A 24012-nucleotide genomic window follows, 5' to 3' on the forward strand; every position below is an offset into this window, starting at 1 on the left:
GAATTAGGGGCTGCCTTTTTGCAGTGTTATAACAACTTCAGCCTGTTTGGCAGGTCTGCTCCACGGAATCTGCAATTCATTTGGAAGCTTTCCTTTCACAAAACATGCGTGCAATATTTCCTCTAATTCAGTAACCGTTCTCATATCGCCAATCATCTGCTGTACTTCTGTCGGAAACGGGTGACTCTCCGGCACTGCTCGATGCACAGCTTCAATAACTGCTGCATGACCAATTGCCGTTTCAAAAGTACACGGAATGTCTCTACCATCTCTCAACGCAGCAATACAATAGTCTAATTTATCGAGATGATTTGCTTGCGGATTTCCATAAACTTTCTCTTGCCCATCTTCCGCATAAGCTGTAATAACGCCTTGGTCAAGATTGCAATCATACACAATGTGCCCTTTTTCAAACGTATATAGAAATTGCGGACCTTGTTCTTTTGCTGTTGCATGTGATCCAAGAAAAAGCAATTCGCAATCACCCTCTGTTTCCAAACGGATCGCGCAAGTATCAAATGTTTCAATATCATTTGCTCGGTAAAGCTCAGCTTCCAGACAATTAACTTGCACGGTTCGCTGCAGTTCTTCTCCTAACACAAACAACATATTATGAATAAAATGCGCAGCAGCATTATTCGCTACACTGTCACGAATCAGCTTTCCATTAGCAGTTGCCAGCCTCCCTGACCATGCCGAACGAGCAAAGTAATTTTCATCCCGCGGCCATAATACTAACGTTTTCAGCTGTTTTGGTTTTCCATAGATACCTCGGCGGATGTCTTCCTTCAACTCTAGAATAGGTGCCGTGAACGACCAGTTAAAACCAATAGCTGCCCACTTGCCAGATGCTGCTATTGCCTGCTCCCATCGATCGCGATCCTGCATATCAGCAAATATTGGCTTCTCACAAAGTACATTCGATTCATGCTGGAGTGCACATATCGCCTGCTCTGTGTGCAAATGAATAGGTGTGGCGATGATTGCCAAGTCCGCCTTATTCTGCTGATAGAAAGCTTCGATTGTTTTAAATATCGGAATCTCCTGCTGCTTCACTTGTTCTAAAAGTGTGCTTTTCTCCGGATGAATTTCCACAATACCAGCGAAGACGATATCTTCTCGATTTAATAGTGCTTCTAGATAATGCTCGCCATATCCATTCATCCCAACTAAAACGACTTTTTGCTTCATCGATTCTCCCCTGCCTTCGTCAGACTGATGGCTTTTTCCTGTGCTTGAATCGCCAAAGCCGCCGCCCGAAATGTATGTTCCTGGCTCATCGCCACTTCCGTCCCATACACACAATCACCAATCAACTGGCTGAAATAAGGAATTCCAACCTTCCCCTTTACCGGAAAGTATATTTCATCGTGATCTGTCACGAGATACAGATGCTCTCCCTCAGCAGAACGCGCGACATCTGTATATTTGCGCAGCTCAACAAACCCGTTCGTTCCATGCAGTACCGTACGGCCGTCTCCCCAGACCCGAAGTCCAGCAGGTGTGAACCAGTCAACACGGAAATACTGGCTGATGCCTGAGTCCGTCACTAGGGTCGCATCGCCAAAATCCTGCCACGCTCCGTATTGAGGATGCGCATAGTTCGCTACCTTGCTGTGCAGTACGATTGCTTCTAAAGTTCTGCTGTAATGCAGCAGCTGCTCAATCTGATGACTGCCGATATCACAGAGTATCCCTCCGTTTTTCGATGGATCGAAAAACCATTCAGGCCGCGTGCCTGCCTGCAGTCGATGCGGCCCCGACCCAGTTAACTGGAATAGATCACCAATCAAGTCGTGCTGCACAATCTCATCCGCGAGCAGTGCAGCTTCAACCGCTAAACGCTCACTATAGAATACAGCCCACTTCTTCCCTGTACGGCGTACAGCTTCTTTTGCTGCAAGCAGCTGATCCATTGTCGTAAAAGGAGCTTTCGCCGACAGAAAATGCTTATCATGCTCCAGCACTTGAATACCTAAATCGCATCGTTCAGATGGCACAATACTTGTCGCTACTAAAGCCACTTCACTATGGAGGATATGGGACAACTCCGAAACAACTTCTCCAGTACGAAATTTCTCCACAAATGCCTTCGACTGGTCTATGTTCTTGTCATAAACGTGTACAAGCTGTGCGCCTGCATCCAGCAACCCTTGTGTCATGCTGTAAATATGCGGGTGATCCAGCCCTGCCACCGAAAAAGTGAAAGGTACCGGATCTTTTTTGCCAGAAGCAGCAATGTTTTGGGCTAATTCTTCTAGCTGATGCAGAAGTGCCATTTCACAACTCTCCTTTACACATGCGCCTGGTAACATTGCTTCATTTGATGAAGTACGTCATCACCTGGCTGATCCCAGATTTCCTGATTGATAATTTCCACTTCAATCGGACCATGATAGCCTGCTTCCTCTACCATGCTGCGCATCCCGCGCAAATCAATCACACCGTCCCCCATCATCGCCCGACCTTTAAACATATCCCGCATTGGCACCTTCCAGTCAGAAACATGGAAGCCCAATAACTTTCCTTTTGCACGAGCTATCTGGTGTTCCAGCTCGGGATCCCACCAGATGTGGAAGGCATCCGCTACAACACCAAGATGATCGGATTGCAGACGCTCTGTCAGTGTATTTGCCTGCCCCAATGTATTAATAACAGAGCGATCGGCAGCGTACATCGGATGCAGCGGTTCAATACCAAGCTTCACACCTAGTTCTTCAGCATACGGAAGAATCGCTTCGATTCCTGCCTCGACCCAATGACGAGCCTGTTTGATATTCTTGTCGGGCGCCGGTCCGCATACGAGCACAAGCACATCTGTCCCCAACGCCTTTGCATCCTCAATTGCTCGCTTATTGTCATCAATGCGCTGCTGTCTTTCCCGCTCCGTCGCTGCTGGGAACATACCGCCGCGGCAAAGGCTGGATACTTGCACACCATATTCCGTCAGCAGTTTTCTTGCTTCCTTTACACCGAGCTCCTCTAACTTATGCCGCCAAATAGATATCCAGTGAATATCGTGTCGTGCACATCCTTGAATCGCTTCCGAAAGCGACCAATTTTCTGTCGTAATCTGATTGAGACTGAGCAGCTGCAGATTTGCTTTCGTCATATCCTCACCTGCTGTTCAATCCCAGCAAGCTTTAATACGAGCTGCATGCGCTGGACAGCGAGAGCTGGATCTACAAGTACACCTGCTTGATCCGCCAGCCGGAAGAGTTCGCTCAAGTGGAGAACAGATCGTGCCCCTTCTGCTCCGCCAATCATTCTAAAGTGTGATTGATGGCCATTGAGATAGGCCAAGAATACAACACCTGTTTTGTAAGCATAAGTTGGCGTCTCGAAAATATGTCGGGCAAGAGGTACTGTTTTATCAAAAATCTCTCGATATCCTTCAATATCATCAGCATCAAGCGCACGCAGCGCTTCGGATGCTGCCGGTGCAATTGCATCAAAGATTCCGAGAAGTGCATGGCTATATTGCTCGCCGTCTCCTTGTATCAGCTCCGGATAATTAAAATCATCTCCTGTATACATACGAACAGATGCTGGCAGCTTCGCTCTCATCTCTATTTCCTTGTCTTTATCCAGCAGTGAGATCTTAATACCATCGATTTTTGCTTCATTTTGATGTATCAGTTCCAAACAAGCATCCATCGCATGGCTGATTGTTTCTGTTCCCCAATAGCCCGTAAGCTTTGGATCAAACATCGGTCCAAGCCAGTGGAGGATAACCGGTTGATTTACGCCTTTCAGTACATGTCCGTAAACGTCTTTATAATCGGCTGCAGAACGAGCGCTTGCAGCTAATGCACGGCTTGCCATTAAGATGATTCGGCTGCCGGTCCCTTCAACGAAGACCGTCTGTTCCTCGTACGCTTGCTTAATTTCAGCTAATGTATATTTCTTGTCTGACTCAAGATGATCTGTGCCTGCACCGGAAGCGAGCAGTGCATTCTCCTTTTTCGCTTCTTGTGCACTAGTCGAAATCAGTTCCTTTGCCATTTCCCATGTAAGGCCCATCCCTCGCTGCGCTGTATCCATTGCTTCTGCTACACCGAAGCCAAGCTTCCACAGTGATTTTCGATAGGCAAGCGTAGCATCCCAATCTATCGCTCCGCCAAGTATCGGATGTGCCGACGACTTTGTGTCCGCCACAACATGCGCAGCGGAGTAAGCCGTCCGTGTTCGGAAAGTCCCTTCTGTCGGGTAAGTAGAAGCTGAGTGAATCATTGTATACGGCTCCAAGGAACCTCCTTGCTTTGGTAAAAGAATTGTTGTCATGCCGCTTCCTCCTTTAGATTTCCAGGCTCGGTACAGTGACCCACTTCTTCTCATGCCATGCTTTTAACCCTAAGTCAGACAGCTGGGTACCTTTTGCACCTTCAAGCAAGTCCCAAGGGAATGCGGCATCTTCTTCCACATGTCGCAAGAACTGTTCCCACTGAATTTTGAATCCATTGTCGTATGTGCGGTTTTCCGGCAGTGATTCCCACTGGGAACGGAAATCGATTGTATTCGGAATATCCGGATTCCAAACTGGCTTTGGTGTTGTTACACGATGCTGAACCTTACAATCACGCAAACCAGCGACCGCGCTTCCCAATGTGCCATCCACTTGGAATGTAACAAGATCATCTCGATCAACTCTAGTCGTCCAAGAAGAATTGGCTTGCACGACAACACCGTTCTTCAAAGCGAAAATAGCATATGCAGCATCATCCGCTGTTGCTTTGTAGCGATTACCCGCTTCGTCAACTCGATAAGGAATATGTGTTGCTCCAATGCACGTCATGCTGTCAATCTCACCGAATAGGTGGTCAATCACATAGCGCCAATGCGCAAACATATCGACGATAATACCGCCGCCATCTTCGGCCCGGTAATTCCAGCTTGGACGCTGTGCTTCCTGCCAGTCACCTTCGAACACCCAATAACCAAAGTCCAGCTTCACAGACAATATGTCACCAAAGTAATCACTATCGATTAAATGCTTCAGCTTTAGCAATCCCGGAAGGAAAAGCTTATCTTGCACCACACCGTTCTTTACTCCGGCCTCGCGCGCCAATCTCGCTAATTCTAAAGAACCCTCAAGACTTGTAGCTGTAGGCTTCTCACAATAAATATGTTTACCTGCTTTGATTGCTTGTTGAATACTCTCTTCTCTGCGATTTGTTGTTTGGGAATCAAAGTAGATAACGTTATAGTCATCTGCCAATGCGGCTTCCAGGTCCGTACTATAACGCTCCACATTATTTTCTCTGGCAAGCTTAGAAAGCTTCTCTTCATTTCTACCAACCAAGATTGGATCCGGCATAAGGCGTTCTCCATTTGAAAGCAGCACGCCTCCTTCTGCACGAATAGCTGCGATGGATCGAATTAAATGCTGGTTCGTCCCCATTCTTCCTGTTACACCGTTCATAATAATCCCAATTTTCTTTGCTGCCATTCTAACGCCCTCCCACTATTCTTTTAAGAACAGTATAAATAAAGCGTTTTCATTTATCTTATCAATCTTTTCAGAAATTCTCAATTTCGGAAGTCATCTGTCGTTCGCCTGTAAACATTTGGCGTAACGCCGACATATTTTTTAAACACCCGATAAAAGGTCGATACTGCTTCAAATCCAACTTCAAAGCAGATAGAGACAATCTCTCGATCTGATTCTTGCAGCATTTTCTTTGCCTTTACCAGCCTCACTTCTGTTAGAAATTGATATGGCGTTGTATCATACATTTCTTTGAAAACCTGATTCATATAGCGACTGCTCACTCCTGCTTTCGCTGCCAGCTCTTCCATACTTGTAATCTCAAAATATCGAGTTTCTAAATAGTTCTTCAGCCATTTTGCTCTTCTGGCATTCATATCCTGCGTCATATCCTCCTGCTGCATGATCGTCAGTTGATACAGAACTTGTGCCAACAATAGCTTTAGTCCTATTGCATGAATAGGATGAACTTGCGATTGCTCGAACAGCATCTTCCGCAGCAGCTGCCGAATCTCACTGCTTTCAAACAGGGAGAGATTTAACACGCGCGATACCAAGAAAACTGGTTTCACTAAATAAGCGTTAACATCCTCTGCCAGATGATGGCTATTAAATTCCAGTACAAGCACTGTCATTTTCGAAAGAGCGTGAATAGCATGCTCCGTATGCGGAGAAATGAGCACAATACTGTCCGGCCGCAGCTCTTGGCTGGTATTATGCAGTTCACATCTCCCTTCTCCATCCAAAACATAAAGCAGCTGATGAGAGATATCGTGCTGATGCCGGGCAACCTCATTTTTTTCTTGGTGCTTATTTTCATAAAGTTTAATGGTATGCTTCTCACTCAATGTTTTTATACCTCCATATAAAAAAAGGCCGGGATGCACAGCAGGCATCCCGGCCTTTTTCTTCACTCTTGTTTTCACGCTTCCATGACAGGAAGCTGTTTTTGTTCCAGGATGCGCAGTTCAATCATTAGGATCTGATGGTTATCCATTTCGATAACCTCCCACTCATTTCCTGCTTCATCCACGACAGTTGTCTTATCCTCAACTTCATCACTCTTGACGAAAATCCAGCCGCCGATTGTATCCACATCATTCCGATCGTCAAATTCAAAGTCAAATTGATCTTCAAGATCATCCAGCAGTACACGACCATTGATATGATAAGTAAGACCATCGACTTCCTGGATATCCGGTACTTCATCATCATCAAACTCGTCGTGAATTTCACCAACAATTTCTTCTAAGATGTCTTCCATCGTAAGAATACCTGCTGTACCGCCATACTCATCCACCACAAGCGCTATGTGTACACGTTCTGTCTGCATCTTCAGAAGGGCATTCTGCAGTGAAGTTCCTTCATGAATAGTAGGCAGTTCATGGATGAAGTTAGGCAGGTTCTGCCTTCTGCCGGCAGCAAAATCTGTCAGCATTTCTTTCACATTAACGAATCCGATAATATGGTCTTTATCTCCATCATCTGTCACTAGGTAACGGGTAAATTGATGTTCATCAATCACTTCAATTACTTCTGCAGCAGTCATGGATTTTTCCAATGTAACCACTTGTGTCCGCGGAACCATGATATCTTTCGCTACACGTTCATCAAATGTGAAGATATTTTCCATATAACTAAGTTCTGTTTTGTTAATCTCACCACTTTGATAGCTCTGCGTCATGATAATACGCAGTTCTTCCTCCGAGTGTGCTGTCTCATGAGCTGCCGGCTTCACACCAAACATTCTCAAAAATACACGCGCAGATCCGTTCAGCAAATAAATGAATGGCGCCATCAATTTACCAAACCAATACAACGGCGGTCCTAGGATTAATGTCAGCTGCTCTGTATATTGAATCGCCAGTGTCTTTGGTGCCAGCTCTCCAATTACAACGTGTAAAAATGTAACCGACGCAAAAGCAATTGCGTACGAGAGAATGGTAGACAAAGATTCGGAGAAGCCAAACTCATCGAAAAGCGGATGCAGTATTTTCTCAACTGTTGGTTCACCTAACGCACCTAATACAAGGGCTGTGACCGTAATTCCAAGCTGACAAGCTGATAAATAATAATCCAGGTTATCCACTAGTTTACGAACAATAATCGCCCGTTTGTTACCCTCAGCGACTAGCTGATCGATGCGCGACATACGCACTTTCACGACAGAAAATTCTGCACCTACGAAAAAGGCTGTAAAAATGATGAATAACACAACTAAACTTAAATTTATGACTATTGATGGGTCCAATTAGTTCCCTTCTTAAACGAAGGGATTCACCTCACTTATTTGTTTGATAGTTTACAAGCAGATTAATAAAATAGCTGCGACACCTTGACGAGGAACAGCGCCAGCAAAACTTCTATCCTGTAATGATGTTATCTTCAGCAAAGCCTTCCCAATGCAATCTCCCCCTTCATCTTATGTCTACGCTAAAATCCGAACTTGTCTATCATCGGTTGCGCATTTTTCATTTGCAAAAACAAGCTTGGTCTTCAATTCATATATAGTGGTAGTGGAGCTTGGTTCCAATTCATCCGGTAATCGGAAGGTGAACGGCTTATTCACCTGCTCATTGGATTTCAGCTGCTTTGTCATAAAGATGCTAAGTACATTCTTTATATTCACTATTTTATCGTTTGCGCTGTTTTTTATAACCAAATCGCAATCTAATCTGTTTAAACTCTGGTCTTTCCAGCCGCCATGGAGCTGAAAATGCCCTTCAATCTTTTCACCTGCTTGATAGCTTGCCTGGTCCAGTACGAGCGTAATGGATGGCGCCCGCATCTGCATCATCTCTAAACACTTCTTCAACACGGCTTTGTTCCTCCATTTATTTATACTAAATGAAAAGGACCTCCACATCATGAAGGTCCAGTCCGTAATCAGCCTTCACCAAATTGGCAAAGGTCTGGCAAACAACTTGACGTTGTCAGTTAAACCGGCGACAGCAAGCTATCACGTATTGTCGACTTAACTGGAAGCTACTCCCCTTTGGAGCAATCACAATCGTATTCTACTAATCTGAAATAAAGTCTACACCAGTTCTGTATCTCTGTCAATATACCCCAGATTACATTCGATTTATCGGGTAAGTTGCGGAAGCAAAGTACCGCTCATGCAGAATATTATGGTGATGGCGTTCATGTCCAAGCAGGATATATACAAGCGCCCGAACAGAAGTGACGTAATTATTGGCCATTCCCTGTCTCGTCCAATCTTGATCATTCAGTGATTCTACTAACGCAATAGTGGAAGCACGTACAGCTTTATACTGTGCCAGCAGGCTAGCTACGGTCATACCTGTGAAATTCGCCTGCTGGACATAAGCATCTTCTTGGAAACCTGGCAGCGGCGTTACATCTCCGCGGGCAATTGTCAGCAGCCGATAAGCAAGGATGCGCTCGGTATCGGTCAAATGTCCAACTACTTCCTTAATTGTCCATTTATCTGTTTCGTATGCAAAGGATGCTTGTTGATCCGTTAATCCTTGCAGTAAATTTGTTGTCATGCGCTCTTGTTCTTTAAATAAAGCAACAATATTTCCTTCTGGTACTAGTTTCATGTAATCTTGATAATAAGCAGGGTATTCCGTTTTACTAGGTTTTTCTTGCATAGGATCACCTTTTTCTTCATATAGTTTCTGCTCGTTCTCTTTAGATGACAATAATGCTATTTTCCCTGAAGGTAAAGGATTCATTCCTGATTTATGTGAAAATAGCTAGAAAGCAGGACGTCCAAGGTTTTTTAACGGCGGATGGACTAGCTTTTCACTAATTTTATGCACTGACTTCGTTGTTTGTGCGTATAAATAAATATACTTCCTCCGTACAAGCCCTTGTTTCCCAGCAAAGGAGCGCTGAAAATGACAGATTTCAAACAGGTTGCAGAACAGATTCAAATGACAGGACCTGATTCCATGCCAAATCTGAAAGCATATCCATCCGCCCTTGAACTAATCGGGACCGGACGGAGCGCATTTGCATTTCGAATCTTGGAATCTTCACTTGTAATAAAAGTATTTTTTCCAGCCTTCCAGCATATCGCAGCCGAGGAAGCAGCAATCTACCAAACGTTAGCAGCAAGTCGCTTCTTCCCAGATTTGTACGACGCTGGCCAGAACTATTTAGTCATGGACTATATTCCTGGTCACACATTGTACGATTGCCTGCGTAAAGGTATTCCGATTCGGGATCATCATATAGTTGAAATTGAACATGCCTTGCGCTTTGCTGCCGCACAAGGATTGAATCCTTCGGACATACATCTGCGCAATATTTTAATAACGCCAACCGGCGACGTACGACTGATTGATCCCGCACGATTCCGACAGCAGAAACAATGTACACAGTGGAAGGATTTGCACGTTGCGTATGAAAAATTATATAAGAAAAAAGTGTTTCCAAAGAAAATACCTAGCTTTCTCTTAGAACTGATTGCCTATCTTTACAAGAAACGAAAATCCTTCACATTTCAAGCACCGCCTAACAAAGCCATTCGATAAAGGAGACTGACGATGACCATTACTATCTCACAAGCAGAAGCATACCAAATTGAACGTATTGTCCACAGCGGATTAGATCGTACGCATACAGCAGCGCTAATTGAAGCAAATGACATCACTGCAATTAAAGCGAGCTATCCAGATGCCAATCCAGAATTACTTGAGACAAAAAAGGATAAATTAGCAGCTGCGCTAACAGAAGGCTACAGCATTTCTTTCCCTACATTCAATGGCGTCCGCAACCTGCTCCAATTGCGTTTCGGCAAGGAAGAAGGGAAGGATTACGCCGTAGATGACAAGACCGTTCAGGGTCTGGAAACAGACGATACAACAGCAGCTATCTTACGCACCATGTTTGAGCCCTTATGGAAAGTGGAGACAGTTCTCGGTCAGCTATCTATTACACATGTTAGTAAATTATAAAAAAACTGCCGACGCAGCATTGCGTCGGCAGTTTTTTTTAGAGCTATTCTTATTTTACAGCTTCTTTGAAATCTTTACCTGCTTTGAATGCTGGCGCTTTAGATGCAGGGATTGTGATTTCTTCACCTGTCTGCGGGTTACGTCCAGTACGCGCAGCACGCTCTCTCACTTCGAAAGTTCCGAAGCCGACTAGCTGTACTTTTTCATCGTTAGCAAGTGTTTCAGAGATTGTTTCCAGTAGTGCGTCTACTGCTTTGCTTGCTTCTTTTTTAGATAATTCTGCTTGTTGTGCTACTGCTTCTACTAATTCTGCTTTGTTCATGAAAAACACCTCATTTTATTAATTTATACAAAACCTTCACGATGATGTAAAAGCTGTATGTTCAGTTGTTATCTGGGGAAACAAACTGTTCCCGTATTTCCTTATTATAGCATGTATGCTTGTCAGAGGAACTATTAAACTACATTCTTAACATTGCTGCAACAGCATTTTAACAGGTTTTCCATGTAAAAAACAAGCAACCGATGCTACAGTTATTCCCATTAATTTGAATTGTAACCATATCAAGTGGTTTGATTTAACGATTTTACATGTTCTTTTACTTTTTGGATGTTCTCCATCTTGTTATCCCAGCATTTCTGGCTGAGATCCACTGGATATTCCTCTGGCGATTTTGGACGCTTGTATTCATCCCACAGAAGCGACAAATTAGCTTTCGCATATGTCTGGATATCCTCAATCTTCGGCAGCTCATATATAAGCTTGCCATCCCGGAAAATCGTTTGCTGCAAGTTAACTGCATCATAATCTGTTACGAACTTGCTCACGTACGTATGGACAGGGTGGAACATCTTAAGATGATCCTCCTCCTGCGGATTTTCATCCTCCATGGCAATATAATCTCCCTCGGATTTCTTATTGATCCGATTGATAATTCGGTAGACCTTTTTCAAGCCAGGAGTTGATACTTTTTCCGGATTGCCGCTGATTTTGATTGTATCCTGCATCGCACCATTATCCTCGATGCTCACCATCTTGTACACCGCACCTAATGCTGGCTGATCGTACGCTGTAATCAGCTTTGTGCCAATGCCCCAAATGTCGATTTTTGCACCTTGCGCTTTCAAACTTAGGATTGTTTCCTCATCTAAATCATTGGATGCGGAAATCTTTGTATCGGTAAATCCAGCTTCATCCAACGCTTTTCTTGCTTTCTTGGACAAGTAAGCAAGGTCACCGCTATCAAGTCTGATGGCAGTAAAGTTAATTTTATCGCCCTGTTCTTTTGCAACGCGAATTGCATTCGGAATACCAGAACGAAGGGTATCGTATGTGTCGACAAGGAATGTGCAATTCTTATGTCGCTCCGCATATTTTGTAAAAGCAATATACTCATCACGATATGCTTGTATTAATGAATGTGCAAGTGTACCCGCTACTGGTATACCAAACTTTTTACCAGCACGTACATTTGAGGTTGCCTCAAATCCGCCAATATAGGCAGCTCTTGTTCCCCACACTGCTGCATCCAGTTCATGCGCCCGGCGACTTCCCATTTCAAGGGCAGTCTCATCCCCAAGCAGCTGCTTGATTCGAGATGCTTTTGTTGCAATCAGCGTCTGGTAATTAACGATATTCAAAATTGCCGTTTCAACAAGCTGCGCTTCAGCTAATGGTGCTTCGATGCGCAGGAGCGGTTCATTGCTGAACACCAGCTCACCTTCTACAACTGAATATACTGTCCCAGTGAAGCGTAAATCTTTCAGATAAGCTAGGAAATCGCCCCCGTATCCTAACTCATCTTTGAGATAAAGTAAGTCGCTTTCCGTAAACCGGAATTGCTGCAAGTACTCTATCACACGCTCAAGCCCTGCAAACACTGCAAAGCCATTGCCAAACGGCAGTTTCCGGAACGACACCTCAAAAACCGCCTTTTTTTCGTGCATCCCATCATTCCAATAAGTCTCCGCCATATTAATTTGATACAGATCTGTATGTAAACTCAGTCCATCATCTGGATATTGCGAACTCATGCTTGAAACCTCCACTAATCAGCCCGTGCTTTTGACAGCTGTATTCCCGCATCCGTTTCCAAAGAACAGATAGCTTATTTGTTCCATCTATTGTACCGCAAAAATATAAAAAAACATAAAAAATTGCCGAAAAACACCGTAAGATGCTTTCGGCAGCTTCTATTAATGTATTTGCTGGATACCTGCGATATGAATTGTCATTTGTTTCTTCTCCTTATTTACCAGACAAAGCGTTTGGTCAAAGAGATTCAGATCATGATATCTTCCAGTAAACGTTTGGAGCATGTCGTTCTCATAGTAGGAGATCGTCATATCTCCGTTTTCTTTTAACGCTTTTAAGATCAATCAGCTCATCTCCTTTCTGTATACCTCACACTTGCTACTGTTAGTATACAACATAAAGTAACCGCTTACACTAGACAGTGTGACCAATTTGTGAAGTTTTATACAAAAGGAAATGTATCTTTCACATAGCTATTTTACAGGTAAGAAATCTTTTAAAATACGCACTGTAAATATGTATATTCATTAGCATCCTGTTCGGGAGAAGCAAGAGCTAAACGACATTCATCGCTCAGCTCTTGCTTTCTCTTGCAGCACTAACACGTATTCACCAACTTGGTCCGCTTCATATAAATTCGTAATACTTGTACTGTACTGCTTAATTATCGCATCGAAGCGTATACCATCTTCTGGTACTTCGACGTGAAAATCATTTTTGTACAAAAGCACAGCAACGTCATGATACGCTTCACTTGTCACATGGAACTTAAACCGAATTTTCTGCAGGACGTCCCCATCCTTTGAAGAAACTTCATGGGCATAATCAAACGTATCCAGTTCCATATCGTTTACAACCACTTTTCGGTTCATAAAATCTCTCCTTTTCAGTAAGTGTAGCATCACTTTATGTATGAATACAAAAAGCTAAGCACATCGCTCAGCTTTTTGTGTAGTAATGAATGCTGTCCCGCAGAAATTGGGCAGCGCCTTTTTGAATATGGTTCTCGTAGTAAGCAGTGAAGCGTTCATCCTGCACGTACGTTTCGGCTAGACCAGCATGTGCTTCTTTCGAGTAAGACGGCCAAGTAAAGGCAAGCCATTTCTGATGCAGCTTTGCTGCTTGCAGCGCCTCCGTTCCTGCTGAATCTCCAATCTGCATTGCTTCTTTTATTTTTAGAAACAACTGCTGCTCAATTTTCTGCATCTCCTCGTATTGCACAGCCGTCATATCGCGGTATTTTTGATTAGCTGCGTCTATAACTCCTTCGCCATATGCTTCTCTAATTTCCTCACCATACATCGCTTCATTTTCCGCAAGCTTTTCTTCCTTAAAGCCTGAGAATTTCTCTTGATCTGACATATGTTCATTCCTTTCAATCATTTGGATACTTTTCTCCACGTTACCGAGGAGTAAAATAATTTGCTGCTGTTTTGCTAACAACTGTTTTCGATGTTCTTCCAAAGCTTGTTTCCTGTCAAACTCCGGAGAATAGATAATAGATTGAATTGTGCTAAGATCCACTTTCAACTCACGATAAAAGAGAATTTGCTGCAGCAGATCCACCTCTTTCTCCGTATAAATCCGATACCCGCTTGCATTGATTTCTGCCGGCTTGAGCAATCCAATTTGGTCATAATAACGGAGTGTACGCTTACTTACACCAGCAAGCGAAGCCAGCTTTTGAACGGTGTATGTCATCCTATAACCTCCCTTCGATTTCTACGATAAACGTTGACGCAACGTCAGGCGCAAGACTTTTTTCAAAGAAAAAGACAAACCGATAACAATCAGTTTGTCTTCAATGTACTCCGCCATACCGATACAGAGGGCTGTATGGGACGCAATACTTCTATTAAAGGATAAGGCTGCAAATCGAGCTGTTCAAATTCCTCTTGTTTTGCCCAAAAGAATTGTAAATGCGGCTCTTGGCTCTTGATTTCCTTGTCTTCAAGTGCAACTTCAAACACATGCGTCAATTCAAAATGATCGGTGTCTGCGTGCTGCCAGCTATGCTCAAAATCACCGAGAAAGCTAGTGATGTTTCCCTTCATACCAAGCTCTTCCTGTAATTCTCGCAGTAAAGCCGCCTCTGCTCCCTCTCCTATTTCCACGTGGCCGCCTGGCAGAAAGCTATTCTGCCAGCCTTCTGCCTTGGCAAGTAAGATGCTGTCTCCGTGACGGATAACTGCCCGGGATAGACGATGGAATTCTCTCTTTTTCATAAACTGTTTATCTCCTTAGAAGAAATCGTAGATGTAAGGCACACGTTTCGGGATGCTGTCCTCCAAGTGTCGGATCATCTTTTCAGGTCCCTTCAATAAGCCCGCCTGCCAAAGTACAAGCGGTCGTTTATATCCGAACACAATGGCAGATAGCATATTAATAGACAGCTCAATTCCACTATCCGCAGCTGAAACAACAGCTTTTCCGTCTTGGAACGTATACGTTTCATTATTTTCTCGGATTATTGGATCTTGTACATGCAAAGTAATAGTATTGGGATCCTTTAGCCAATCAAATGCTGCAAAGAAAGCTGGTATATCTACAATTCGTGCCATGAAGTATGGATAATGCTTTACATCGATCTGTGGGTCGGGCAGCATAAAGATTAGCGGATCATGCGGTGAAAGGTCCAGTTTCACTTCCTCAAACATAGAATCATGCTGCGCAATGAAATTCCACAAACCCGCTCTTGCGTCAGCAGTCAGAGCTACGAATTCCGAGATATCCAGTTTATCAGGTGTAGCAATCTCGTAAATGATATATCCCTGTGCTTTTCCTTTTGCATCACGATAAAGAGCAATAAAATCATGTTCCCGATAAACGCGCTGTTTCCACCAGTAATCCTGTCTTTCAAGCATACCGCTGTAAAGAGACGCATAAGCAGCATAAACCTCTTCAACTTCCTGTCCATGCGCTTCCTTTTTCATACGCTCGATGGTCCCCTCAACTGGCGCCAGCCTTACGAGATCCTTTCTCTTCAGTGTATAGATGGTACGATCTGTGAATAATTCATATCCAAAGCGGCGGTAGAAATCTACATAGAACGGATGCAGCATGGAAACAGGCATCCCTTGCGCGCGAATCTGGTAGAGCGTATCCGTTAAAATCTGCTTAATATACCCATTTCGGCGGTATTCCGGATAAGTTGTAACCCCCGCAATTCCGCCCATCGGAACTGTCTGCTCTCCGAGTCTGATCGCAAGCGGCAGCAGCTGCAGCTTAGCAGCAAGTTTTCCGTCTTCCTTAATTCCATAAAGCTGCTGGTGCTGTTCCAGCTGTTCAAGTCGAGCCTTTCTTTTCTCATCGGGGATACGGTACCGAAAAGCATATTCCGACATTTCTACCGCTTCCTCCAGGTCCTGTTTTCCCAAGCGCTCTGTTTTCAAATCAATCCCTCCTCTTTTCCTAAATCCACTTTAGCATACGCTTATGTACGACTGAATTAGCAATAAAATAACTTCAGAATGAACATAGAAGTATCATACACCTATAAAGAAACACCCACATAATCATTCTATATACTGCTCTTTAACTCCTTCAAAATAATACAAAATCAATCACCAAAAAAGACCACCTTTTGTGATCTTCTCTCTGCACTATCCTGTCTTTCTGTTTACACTGCCCTGCTTCTTTCGCTTGGTTAGCAGCAAAATCGAAAACAGCATAATAACGGCACCAATAATTTTCTGCCACGTTATCTCAACCGGAAAGAAAGGAAAAGAAATAGCAGCAAGCAGAATCGGGCTAAAAGCACGAACTGTATTGGCAATCGAGAACCGCAAATATTTTAGTGCTTCATATAAAAACAGCGTTCCCACAAATCCTGTCAATAAGGACGACAAAGCAATCAATCCAATACCTGAGACAGGGTACCCTCCTTCGAACAGCTGGCCTGTACTAATCGCATAAATCGTAACAAATAACAGCGCAATGCAGTTATTTGTAAAAAGAATCGAATTCGAATTTTTATCTGCAACTGTCGCTTTCTTTATGTACACATTTGAAAGAGCAAAACAGAATGTCTGAAACAAAGCGCACATGCTTCCTATTAAACTAGCACCGTATACATTGGCCGTATCAATAAAAAGAAAAATTCCTATCATCGCAAATAGGATAAAGATCGTCTCATTCTTCGATAACCGCTCTTTCAGAAGCAGTAAAGACAGCAGAATAGCAAACACCGTATAAAAACGGCCAATAAAGCCAATCTCTACCGGTGATAACAAACTAGTACTAACATACATAAGAATGACACCGAGTGAGTTGAGCACGCCTAAAACAATCATCGCTTTATCTCTGTAAAACGTCACTTTTTTCCTCTGCATTACCCCAAACAGATAGCTCGCCGCAATGATCACCAATACATTAATGATAGCAGCTTTAGCCGGACTGATTTCAAGCACACCAAACTTAGCCAGTAAAGGCCCAATAGCCATCATGAGAATCGAAATAAAATTAAGGACATGACCTTTTTTCTCCATAGAAGCCTCCCTTGAACCATTAATGACGAAGATTTGAATTATGTAAATAATATTCTTTTTAAGTCCGCTATTAAATAGTTAGTTGATCTTTTTCTAAAGTTAAAAAAGAAGACTGCTCTGTTTGCGTTCGCCCCTCCTCCCTCAACTTTCATGCTGCTTTTTTAACTTAGGAAATCATTTTCAGCTATAGCTGTCAACACAAAAAAAGAGCACCGAATCGGCGCTCTTCTCCTCACATTTTATCTTACATTCATTTCATTTGGATTTGGGCCCTTGCGGCGTCCTGCATCCAATTTGTTGATTGCATCCATATCTTCAGCAGAAAGCTCAAAGTCGAATACTTCGAAGTTTTCTTTGATACGAGATGGTGTAACAGATTTCGGAATAACAATTGTGTCATTCTGAAGATGCCAGCGCAAGACAACTTGTGCAGCTGTTTTGCCAACCTTTTCTGCAATGTTTGTTACAACTTCATCTTTTAGTACGTCGCCGCCTTGATCAAGCGGGCTCCAAGCTTCAACAAAGATATCATGCTTCTTACAGAAATCTTTTAGATCGTTTTGCGCTAAGTATGGGTGGCATTCTACTTGATTCAGCACTGGTTTGATTTCTGTTTCTTTCATAAGTCGTTCAAGATGCTCAATTTCGAAGTTACATACGCCAATTGCTTTCACGCGGCCGTCTTTATACAGTTTCTCCATCGCTTTGAACGTATCCACATATTCATCATATTCTGGTGTTGGCCAGTGGATAAGATAAAGGTCTACATAATCCAAACCAAGGCGCTCAAGGCTTGCTTCAAAAGCAGCAATCGTGTTGTCATACCCTTGATCGGTGTTCCATACTTTTGTTGTGATAAAGAGGTCTTCTCTGTTCACGTTTGCTTCTTTAATTGCTTTGCCGACGCCTTCTTCATTTTTATAGATCATTGCGGTATCGATGCTTGTATAACCGACTTCAAGTGCTTTTGCTACTGCGGCAGTTGCTTCTTCATTTCCTACTTGCCATACACCAAAACCAAGCTGTGGCATTTTCAAGTCATTATTTAAAGTTACGTGGTTCATCTAAAGCACTCCTTTAGTCGTTTTCTTCTTTTAGTATATCGCTCTCAAAATAGGCTGTCATGTGAAATGCCTCTGCACTCACACTACCTCCAACGGTACTTTCGACGTTGGCGGCGGGAATTCCTTGTTTAATTTTTGCATATCTTCCTTCGTTAAGGATATATCTGCTGCTTTAGCATTTTCCATCACATGAGCTGCCTGTCCGGCTTTCGGAATGCTCAGTACTTGCCCCGACTGAATTGTCCAAGCGAGTGCAATCTGAGAAACTGACACATCATATATCCCCGCTAGTTCACGAACCGCATCATTCTGCAGAATTTCTTCCCTGTCACCTTGAGCTAACGGGCAATACGCCATAACAGGAACATCTTCACCTTGCAGCCACGGTATCAAATCATACTCAATGCCGCGTGCGGTAAGATTGTAAAGTACTTGATTCACCGCACAGTTACGCCCGTTCTCTACCTCCCATAATTCTTTCATATCATCTGTATCAAAATTTGAAACACCCCATCGTTTTATCTTCCCTTGTTGCTTCAATTCTTCGAAAGCAGCTACTGTTTCTTGAAGTGGTATACTCCCGCGCCAATGCAGCAAATATAAGTCCAAATAATCCGTGCCTAGTCTATCTAAAGAACGATTGCAAGCCGCCAGCACATCATCAAAACCCGCATTCGTTGGCAATACTTTCGAGATGAGAAATACCTTCTCTCTCCGGTTGGCTATCGCCTCTTGCACAAGTCGTTCTGATCTGCCGTCTCCGTACATTTCGGCTGTATCTATTACCTTGAGGTCCTGGTCAATGCCAGTACGCAATGCTTGAATTTCATCATGCCGCTTGGTATCCGCATCACCCATATACCAGGTACCCTGTCCGATTGCTGGTAATTCTGTGCCGTCGGGTAGTTTAATCATTTTCATCACCGTCTCCTCCTTTATTGATATTTTTCCCTTCCCTCTATCTTAATCAAACGTTTGTTTTATGAGGCTAAACGGCAGCTTACCTGCTTCTATTGGCAGGATAACGCATCTGGTCTTGTTTTTCTGGATCTGAAGGCTACACTGGAAATTACAAGAAGTACGAGAGAATTGAGGTGAGCTATGAAAATCACAATTCAGGAGGACAACAATTGCCAGGAAACAGAAGTTCAGATAACCTGCCGCAGGGCTGATACTGATGTATTAAGGCTCGTTAAACTTTTGTCCGTTACGAATCAAGAAAGGTTAACAGGAGAACAGAATGGCGAACTGCATCTCCTTCAGCCCGAGGATGTTTATTACATCGAATCAGTTGATAATACCGTATTTCTTTATGATGTAAAAGCTGTCTACCGCAGCACCCTCAAGCTTTATCAAGTCGAAGAAGCTAATTTTAGTCCTGACTTTATCCGTGTATCAAAATCCGTCATTGTTAACTTGTCCAAAGTAGAAAAACTCAAACCCGCTCTTGGTCGAAAGTTGATTGCTACGCTCGACAATTCGGAAAAAGTGATAATTTCCCGGCAGTATGTACCTAATCTCAAGCAAAAACTGGGCATAGGAAAGGAGTAAAGATATGAAAACGTTTGTAAATTTCATTCAAGCATGGGGCATCATGTTTATGTTCTCACTTTTTGCAACCAGTATATATATATATTGTTTCATCGGAATGACAGAAATGGATATTGTGCTTGTCCCACAAAACGCACTTATTACATTCATCTTAACGTGGCTGATGGACTTTGTATTTAACCGCAGTAGCATATCCAGCATTTTCGTTCGCTCCTTCTTATTCCTTGTCATCGTACTAGGTGCCTTTACTGCCGCAGCTGTTTTGTTCGGCTGGTTTGATACTGGCAATTGGAAGCTGCTCGGATTATTATTTGCGCTCGTTGCCTTTATTTATATCATTCTATGGTCCATCTACAACCTTATCTATACTTTTGAAGCAAAGCACCTGAATGAAGAATTGAAAAACTATAAAAGGAAGAAGCGTGATCCGAGTGAAAATCATTGAAATAAAACATCTGTCAAAAACCTACGGAAAATCCAAAGCTGTGGATGATTTATCATTTGATGTGGAAAAAGGACACCTCTTCGCTTTTCTCGGTGTGAACGGTGCCGGCAAGTCAACGACCATCCATATGATTGCCACACGCCTGCAGCAAACGGCAGGCACTATCTGCGTTGACGGTTATACAGCAGGAAAAGATGATGCCGACATACGCCGGCGTATTGGACTGGTATTTCAGGATAATGTGTTAGATGATGCGCTGACAGTTGAGGAAAATCTAGACATGTGGGGCCGCTTTTATACGTTATCCAAAACAGAAACAAAAGCAAGTATCACTTGGGTGACCGAAACCTTACAGCTAGAACCTATCTTGAAAAAGCAATTCCGTCACCTGTCTGGCGGCCAAAAACGGCGCGCTGAAATAGCTCGTGCACTTCTTCACCGGCCAGCTATTCTTTTCCTGGATGAACCAACGACTGGACTAGACCCTCAAACAAGAGTAGATGTTTGGAAAACAATCTCATATCTGCAGCAGCAGCTGCAAATGACTGTCTTTCTAACAACACATTATATGGAAGAAGCAGCTCAAGCTGATCAAATCGTCATTATTGATAAAGGCAGAATAATAGCACAAGGAACACCGGCTACACTTAAAAATCAGTATGCTGCCGATATGCTGCGCCTGCTCGTAGACAAACCAGAAACCACTGCTTCCTATTTAACAGAGCAATCTTACAGCTATAATAAAAAACACGATTATTTCCACATCTCCGTTTCGAATAGCCAGCAAGCGTACAACATTCTTAAAAACTTAGAAGAGCATGTACGAGACTTTGAACTTATAAAAGGCAGTCTCGACGATGTGTTTATTCATTTAGTGAAGGAGGATACCCATGCACACAATCTGGCAGCTCACAAAGCGCTCTAATCGACTTTTTTTCCGTGACAAAACTGCTGTTTTCATGTCTTTGCTTTCTATCGGTATCATCATTGTGCTTTACCTGCTGTTCTTAGCGGATGTGACAACAGAGGCGGCACAGGAAGCAGCAACAGGTGCTAGCGGCATGAAAGCATTGATACAAAGCTGGCTTTTGGCTGGAATCATTGTCGTCATTTCCCTAACGGTCACCTTATCAGTACTAGGAACGATGATTGAAGACGCTGCCAGCAATCAGCTGCACGCCTTGCTTATTACCCCTATTACACGAACACAGCTTGTGGTCGGCTATCTGTTATCCGCTTGGTTTATTGCTGTACTCTTTTCGGTCGGTTCCCTGTTCCTTGCTCAAGGATACTTTTGGCTGACGGATAAACCTACCGTAGCTTGGGATGGCTTGCTGACAGCTATTGGTCTGATCATGCTAATTACCTTTAGTTCCGCTGCGTTTCTGTTTGTCCTGCTTGCACCAATTAGATCAAGAAAGTCTTTTTCATCCTTGGGAACCATCGTTGGAACGCTATCCGGATTTCTGCTTGGAATCTACATCCCTATCGGACAGCTGCCTAGTTTTGTACAGGAAATCACGAAATTCTTCCCGCCAACGTATGGCGTTGCTGCACTTCGCGATGTCTTAATGACGCCGTCTATGACTGACACTTTTACCGGTGCACCCGCTGCCGCATTAGACAACTTTAAAGAAACATTCGGCGTGCATATCACCTTATTTGATTCGACTGCTCAACTGCCAGTCATACTGTGTATTCTGTTTCTGACAGGAAGCTTATTTTTAAGCTTAGGCGTTTGGATGCGATCCGCAAGAATGTGACTGCAACACAAAAAGGAATCGATCTTTCTGCGTCCAGCAGACCAATCCGATTCCTTTCTCATTCAAACAAACGCTTGATCACAAGCCATTATCCGACACAATCTAATCCTGTAGATAGCGATACAACGTTGTCTTGCTAATGCCTGTTTCAATTGTTATATCTGCAATTGTATATTTTTTACTGCGGTACATATCAATTGCTTTCTGCACATTTCGGTCTGGTTTACGCGGTCTGCCGCCGCCTTTGTTGCGCGCTTTAGCTTCTGAGAGTCCAGCCTTTGTTCGCTCCCCTACTACATCCCTTCGAAAGACAGCAATCTGCTCCAAGTGCTGAAAGAAATTATCTTCCTGCGTGTTGATTCCATCTTCTAACGACAGAAGGCCCGCTTGTCTTTCCTGGAGGTTTCGACAAATATTTATTAGTTCCTTTGTCGAATTTGCTAAGCTGTATAACTTGCGTACAACGAGCAAATCTCCAGGTCTTATTTGTTCCAAGAGTTCCTCCAGCAAAGGCTGGCCTTGCGCATCTTCTTTCTCTTCAATGATACGAGTACAGCTCGTTATTCTATCTGGCTGCTGCGCCCATTTGTCGTTTACAAATTCACGGATATAACCGATTTCCATCATGCATTCACTCCAAACAAAAGTACCAAAAAGGGTGTTTTGGTTCACAAATTTCCTAAATCATGTTAGAGTAAGCTTATCAAAAATCGGACACGACTTCTATGAGACTTAGAAGTCAGCATATTTAAAACAAAGAGGTGTATACAGATTGACTGAAACAAAATTAAATAAACAATGGTTTGGCAACATTCGCGGAGACTTGCTCTCAGGTATTGTCGTGGCTCTTGCGCTAATCCCTGAAGCCATCGCTTTCTCGATTATCGCAGGAGTCGATCCAATGGTTGGTTTATACGCATCCTTCTCGATGGCTGTCGTCATTGCTATCGTCGGAGGTCGACCTGCCATGATTTCCGCCGCCACTGGAGCAATGGCATTGCTGATGGTGACACTGGTGAAGGACCACGGTCTTGAGTACTTATTTGCCACTACCATCCTGACGGGAATACTACAGCTTTTATTTGGTGTTTTAGGTATTGCCCGATTTATGAAATTCATTCCGCGTTCGGTAATGGTTGGTTTCGTAAACTCGCTCGCAATCTTAATTTTCATGGCACAAGTTCCGCATTTCATCGGAATCAACACGACAACGTATATCGTAGTGGGAGTGACACTCGCTATCATTTATTTATTCCCACTCATCACAAAAGCGGTACCTGCCCCACTAGTGGCCATTCTTGCAGTAACAATCTTGTCTGTGTTCCTGCATCTTGATATCCGCTCTGTTGGAGACTTAGGGCAAATCAAACAAGCACTTCCTAGCTTTTTAGTTCCTAACATTCCATTAAACTGGGAAACATTCCAGATTATCTTCCCTACTGCATTGGCACTATCTATTGTAGGATTGCTGGAATCCTTACTGACAGCAACTATTGTTGATGATATGACCGATACAGACAGCAGCAAAAATAAAGAAGCGCGCGGACAGGGTATTGCTAATATCGTTACAGGCTTTTTCGGCGGTATGGCAGGCTGCGCAATGATTGGTCAGTCCGTTATTAATGTGAAATCTGGAGGGCGCGGACGGCTGTCTACGCTTGTTGCCGGTATCTTCCTCATGTTTTTAATTCTCGTTCTGGGAGACTGGGTAGTGATGATTCCAATGCCAGCGCTAGTTGGGGTAATGGTTATGGTTTCTATCGGCACCTTTGATTGGCACTCCCTTCGTACACTGAAGCGCGTTCCCGTATCCGATTCAGTCGTCATGATTGTTACGGTTATTGCTGTAGTAACGACACACAATCTATCTATTGGCGTATTTATCGGTATCTTGTTAAGTGCTATTTTCTTCGTTGCGAAGATCTCCAAAGTTAAAGTGGAGACACATACTGACACAGAAACAGAGAACATGCGTTATGTTATTACCGGTCAGCTATTCTTCGCTTCCGTTACCGACTTTACCAATAGTTTCACTTATGAAGCTGCCCAAGAGCATGTAATACTTGATTTCACAAACACACATATTTGGGATGACTCCGCAGTAGCAGCGATTGACAAAGTCGTGCTAAAATTTAAGGAGAAGGGCGCTTCCATTACCTTAGCAGGCTTAAACAAAGACAGTGAAGCTCTTATGAACAGATTGACAGCGAGCGATTCAGCCTATGTGAACGTATCAAACCATTAAAAGGCG

General features: G+C 43.4%; 27 protein-coding genes. 7 read left to right on the forward strand and 20 right to left on the reverse strand.

Annotated features, from left to right (window positions below; translation table 11 throughout):
• Nucleotides 1–3: 3 nt before the first annotated feature.
• The 9 genes from B1K52_RS04005 to B1K52_RS04045 all read right to left on the reverse strand — a co-directional run bounded on the left by B1K52_RS04005 (nucleotide 4) and on the right by B1K52_RS04045 (nucleotide 9156).
• Nucleotides 4–1191: a Gfo/Idh/MocA family protein gene (locus B1K52_RS04005; protein WP_077305559.1), complete on the reverse strand. Its 1188-nt coding sequence runs from the start codon at nucleotides 1189–1191 to the stop codon at nucleotides 4–6.
• A complete protein-coding gene (locus tag B1K52_RS04010) occupies nucleotides 1188–2279 on the reverse strand; it encodes a Gfo/Idh/MocA family protein (RefSeq protein ID WP_077305561.1) in 1092 nt (363 codons plus the stop codon). The genes B1K52_RS04005 and B1K52_RS04010 overlap by 4 nt, the downstream gene beginning before the upstream one ends.
• A gap of 14 nt (nucleotides 2280–2293) precedes the next feature.
• A complete protein-coding gene (locus B1K52_RS04015; protein ID WP_077305563.1) occupies nucleotides 2294–3112 on the reverse strand; it encodes a sugar phosphate isomerase/epimerase family protein in 819 nt (272 codons plus the stop codon).
• On the reverse strand, nucleotides 3109–4284 hold the full coding sequence (locus tag B1K52_RS04020) for a dihydrodipicolinate synthase family protein (RefSeq protein WP_077305565.1): 1176 nt from the start codon (nucleotides 4282–4284) through the stop codon (nucleotides 3109–3111). The genes B1K52_RS04015 and B1K52_RS04020 overlap by 4 nt, the downstream gene beginning before the upstream one ends.
• 13 nt (nucleotides 4285–4297) lie before the next feature.
• On the reverse strand, nucleotides 4298–5449 hold the full coding sequence (locus B1K52_RS04025; RefSeq protein WP_077305566.1) for a Gfo/Idh/MocA family protein: 1152 nt from the start codon (nucleotides 5447–5449) through the stop codon (nucleotides 4298–4300).
• 80 nt (nucleotides 5450–5529) lie between these two features.
• Entirely contained in the window at nucleotides 5530–6336 is an 807-nt protein-coding gene (locus B1K52_RS04030; RefSeq protein WP_256855831.1) for a helix-turn-helix domain-containing protein, read from the reverse strand.
• Between the two features lie 74 nt (nucleotides 6337–6410).
• A complete protein-coding gene (locus tag B1K52_RS04035; protein ID WP_077305568.1) occupies nucleotides 6411–7739 on the reverse strand; it encodes a hemolysin family protein in 1329 nt (442 codons plus the stop codon).
• 177 nt (nucleotides 7740–7916) lie between these two features.
• The gene (locus tag B1K52_RS04040; protein WP_179106457.1) at nucleotides 7917–8306 is read right to left on the reverse strand and encodes a sporulation protein; all 390 of its coding nucleotides are present in this window, start codon (nucleotides 8304–8306) and stop codon (nucleotides 7917–7919) included.
• Between the two features lie 256 nt (nucleotides 8307–8562).
• Nucleotides 8563–9156 carry a DinB family protein gene (locus B1K52_RS04045; RefSeq protein WP_256855832.1) on the reverse strand — a complete coding sequence of 198 codons (594 nt, stop codon included), beginning with the start codon at nucleotides 9154–9156 and terminating at the stop codon, nucleotides 8563–8565.
• Between the two features lie 198 nt (nucleotides 9157–9354).
• On the opposite strand from B1K52_RS04045, the gene B1K52_RS04050 reads away from it, so the two are divergent.
• Complete coding sequence (locus tag B1K52_RS04050; protein ID WP_077305571.1) at nucleotides 9355–9993, forward strand: serine/threonine protein kinase; 639 nt, start codon at nucleotides 9355–9357, stop codon at nucleotides 9991–9993.
• A 12-nt stretch (nucleotides 9994–10005) separates the two neighbouring features.
• Nucleotides 10006–10416, forward strand: a complete 411-nt coding sequence (locus B1K52_RS04055) for a hypothetical protein (RefSeq protein ID WP_077305574.1) — start codon at nucleotides 10006–10008, stop codon at nucleotides 10414–10416.
• A gap of 49 nt (nucleotides 10417–10465) precedes the next feature.
• Here the strand turns inward: B1K52_RS04055 and B1K52_RS04060 are convergent, their stop codons facing one another.
• From B1K52_RS04060 to B1K52_RS04105, 10 genes are all read right to left on the reverse strand, one after another.
• Complete coding sequence (locus B1K52_RS04060; RefSeq protein WP_077305575.1) at nucleotides 10466–10738, reverse strand: HU family DNA-binding protein; 273 nt, start codon at nucleotides 10736–10738, stop codon at nucleotides 10466–10468.
• A gap of 242 nt (nucleotides 10739–10980) precedes the next feature.
• Nucleotides 10981–12450, reverse strand: a complete 1470-nt coding sequence (locus B1K52_RS04065; RefSeq protein WP_077305577.1) for a nicotinate phosphoribosyltransferase — start codon at nucleotides 12448–12450, stop codon at nucleotides 10981–10983.
• A gap of 162 nt (nucleotides 12451–12612) precedes the next feature.
• Nucleotides 12613–12795, reverse strand: a complete 183-nt coding sequence (locus B1K52_RS04070) for a YolD-like family protein (protein ID WP_077305579.1) — start codon at nucleotides 12793–12795, stop codon at nucleotides 12613–12615.
• A gap of 222 nt (nucleotides 12796–13017) precedes the next feature.
• Nucleotides 13018–13323 (reverse strand): DUF3219 family protein, encoded by a 306-nt coding sequence (locus B1K52_RS04075; RefSeq protein WP_077305582.1) that lies wholly within the window; start codon nucleotides 13321–13323, stop codon nucleotides 13018–13020.
• Nucleotides 13324–13390: 67 nt separating this feature from the next.
• The gene (locus tag B1K52_RS04080) at nucleotides 13391–14152 is read right to left on the reverse strand and encodes a MerR family transcriptional regulator (protein ID WP_077305583.1); all 762 of its coding nucleotides are present in this window, start codon (nucleotides 14150–14152) and stop codon (nucleotides 13391–13393) included.
• 89 nt (nucleotides 14153–14241) lie between these two features.
• Nucleotides 14242–14676 carry an NUDIX domain-containing protein gene (locus tag B1K52_RS04085; protein WP_077305585.1) on the reverse strand — a complete coding sequence of 145 codons (435 nt, stop codon included), beginning with the start codon at nucleotides 14674–14676 and terminating at the stop codon, nucleotides 14242–14244.
• Between the two features lie 15 nt (nucleotides 14677–14691).
• Nucleotides 14692–15843: a GNAT family N-acetyltransferase gene (locus B1K52_RS04090; RefSeq protein ID WP_077305587.1), complete on the reverse strand. Its 1152-nt coding sequence runs from the start codon at nucleotides 15841–15843 to the stop codon at nucleotides 14692–14694.
• A gap of 210 nt (nucleotides 15844–16053) precedes the next feature.
• Nucleotides 16054–16938, reverse strand: coding sequence for a DMT family transporter (locus B1K52_RS04095; protein ID WP_143588825.1), 885 nt, complete (start codon nucleotides 16936–16938; stop codon nucleotides 16054–16056).
• Between the two features lie 239 nt (nucleotides 16939–17177).
• Nucleotides 17178–18002 carry an aldo/keto reductase gene (locus B1K52_RS04100; protein ID WP_077305591.1) on the reverse strand — a complete coding sequence of 275 codons (825 nt, stop codon included), beginning with the start codon at nucleotides 18000–18002 and terminating at the stop codon, nucleotides 17178–17180.
• A 78-nt stretch (nucleotides 18003–18080) separates the two neighbouring features.
• On the reverse strand, nucleotides 18081–18923 hold the full coding sequence (locus tag B1K52_RS04105; protein WP_077305593.1) for an aldo/keto reductase: 843 nt from the start codon (nucleotides 18921–18923) through the stop codon (nucleotides 18081–18083).
• A gap of 180 nt (nucleotides 18924–19103) precedes the next feature.
• Here B1K52_RS04105 and B1K52_RS04110 point away from each other — a divergent pair, with 180 nt between their 5' ends.
• The 4 genes from B1K52_RS04110 to B1K52_RS04125 are packed head-to-tail and all read left to right on the forward strand — an operon-like array spanning nucleotide 19104 to nucleotide 21761.
• Complete coding sequence (locus B1K52_RS04110) at nucleotides 19104–19553, forward strand: LytTR family DNA-binding domain-containing protein (RefSeq protein WP_077305595.1); 450 nt, start codon at nucleotides 19104–19106, stop codon at nucleotides 19551–19553.
• Nucleotides 19554–19557: 4 nt separating this feature from the next.
• The gene (locus tag B1K52_RS04115) at nucleotides 19558–19998 is read left to right on the forward strand and encodes a DUF3021 family protein (RefSeq protein ID WP_077305598.1); all 441 of its coding nucleotides are present in this window, start codon (nucleotides 19558–19560) and stop codon (nucleotides 19996–19998) included.
• Nucleotides 19976–20923 (forward strand): ABC transporter ATP-binding protein, encoded by a 948-nt coding sequence (locus B1K52_RS04120; RefSeq protein ID WP_218668036.1) that lies wholly within the window; start codon nucleotides 19976–19978, stop codon nucleotides 20921–20923. The genes B1K52_RS04115 and B1K52_RS04120 overlap by 23 nt, the downstream gene beginning before the upstream one ends.
• A complete protein-coding gene (locus tag B1K52_RS04125; protein WP_077305602.1) occupies nucleotides 20889–21761 on the forward strand; it encodes an ABC transporter permease in 873 nt (290 codons plus the stop codon). The genes B1K52_RS04120 and B1K52_RS04125 overlap by 35 nt, the downstream gene beginning before the upstream one ends.
• Before the next feature lie 102 nt (nucleotides 21762–21863).
• On the opposite strand, the gene B1K52_RS04130 is transcribed toward B1K52_RS04125, so the two are convergent.
• The gene (locus B1K52_RS04130) at nucleotides 21864–22388 is read right to left on the reverse strand and encodes a recombinase family protein (protein ID WP_077305604.1); all 525 of its coding nucleotides are present in this window, start codon (nucleotides 22386–22388) and stop codon (nucleotides 21864–21866) included.
• Between the two features lie 145 nt (nucleotides 22389–22533).
• On the opposite strand from B1K52_RS04130, the gene B1K52_RS04135 reads away from it, so the two are divergent.
• Nucleotides 22534–24006 (forward strand): SulP family inorganic anion transporter, encoded by a 1473-nt coding sequence (locus B1K52_RS04135; protein WP_077305605.1) that lies wholly within the window; start codon nucleotides 22534–22536, stop codon nucleotides 24004–24006.
• Nucleotides 24007–24012: the final 6 nt, after the last annotated feature.

This window comes from Terribacillus halophilus (genome assembly GCF_900162685.1).
GTDB lineage: Bacteria > Bacillota > Bacilli > Bacillales > Amphibacillaceae > Terribacillus > Terribacillus halophilus_A.

Coding starts and splice junctions, on each gene's coding strand:
- B1K52_RS04005 (WP_077305559.1), bottom strand. CDS start 1,191: ATGAAGCAAAAAGTCGTTTTAGTTGGGATGAATGGATATGGCGAGCAT.
- B1K52_RS04010 (WP_077305561.1), bottom strand. CDS start 2,279: ATGGCACTTCTGCATCAGCTAGAAGAATTAGCCCAAAACATTGCTGCT.
- B1K52_RS04015 (WP_077305563.1), bottom strand. CDS start 3,112: ATGACGAAAGCAAATCTGCAGCTGCTCAGTCTCAATCAGATTACGACA.
- B1K52_RS04020 (WP_077305565.1), bottom strand. CDS start 4,284: ATGACAACAATTCTTTTACCAAAGCAAGGAGGTTCCTTGGAGCCGTAT.
- B1K52_RS04025 (WP_077305566.1), bottom strand. CDS start 5,449: ATGGCAGCAAAGAAAATTGGGATTATTATGAACGGTGTAACAGGAAGA.
- B1K52_RS04050 (WP_077305571.1), top strand. CDS start 9,355: ATGACAGATTTCAAACAGGTTGCAGAACAGATTCAAATGACAGGACCT.
- B1K52_RS04055 (WP_077305574.1), top strand. CDS start 10,006: ATGACCATTACTATCTCACAAGCAGAAGCATACCAAATTGAACGTATT.
- B1K52_RS04060 (WP_077305575.1), bottom strand. CDS start 10,738: ATGAACAAAGCAGAATTAGTAGAAGCAGTAGCACAACAAGCAGAATTA.
- B1K52_RS04065 (WP_077305577.1), bottom strand. CDS start 12,450: ATGAGTTCGCAATATCCAGATGATGGACTGAGTTTACATACAGATCTG.
- B1K52_RS04075 (WP_077305582.1), bottom strand. CDS start 13,323: ATGAACCGAAAAGTGGTTGTAAACGATATGGAACTGGATACGTTTGAT.
- B1K52_RS04080 (WP_077305583.1), bottom strand. CDS start 14,152: ATGACATACACCGTTCAAAAGCTGGCTTCGCTTGCTGGTGTAAGTAAG.
- B1K52_RS04085 (WP_077305585.1), bottom strand. CDS start 14,676: ATGAAAAAGAGAGAATTCCATCGTCTATCCCGGGCAGTTATCCGTCAC.
- B1K52_RS04095 (WP_143588825.1), bottom strand. CDS start 16,938: ATGGAGAAAAAAGGTCATGTCCTTAATTTTATTTCGATTCTCATGATG.
- B1K52_RS04100 (WP_077305591.1), bottom strand. CDS start 18,002: ATGAACCACGTAACTTTAAATAATGACTTGAAAATGCCACAGCTTGGT.
- B1K52_RS04105 (WP_077305593.1), bottom strand. CDS start 18,923: ATGAAAATGATTAAACTACCCGACGGCACAGAATTACCAGCAATCGGA.
- B1K52_RS04110 (WP_077305595.1), top strand. CDS start 19,104: ATGAAAATCACAATTCAGGAGGACAACAATTGCCAGGAAACAGAAGTT.
- B1K52_RS04115 (WP_077305598.1), top strand. CDS start 19,558: ATGAAAACGTTTGTAAATTTCATTCAAGCATGGGGCATCATGTTTATG.
- B1K52_RS04125 (WP_077305602.1), top strand. CDS start 20,889: ATGCACACAATCTGGCAGCTCACAAAGCGCTCTAATCGACTTTTTTTC.
- B1K52_RS04130 (WP_077305604.1), bottom strand. CDS start 22,388: ATGATGGAAATCGGTTATATCCGTGAATTTGTAAACGACAAATGGGCG.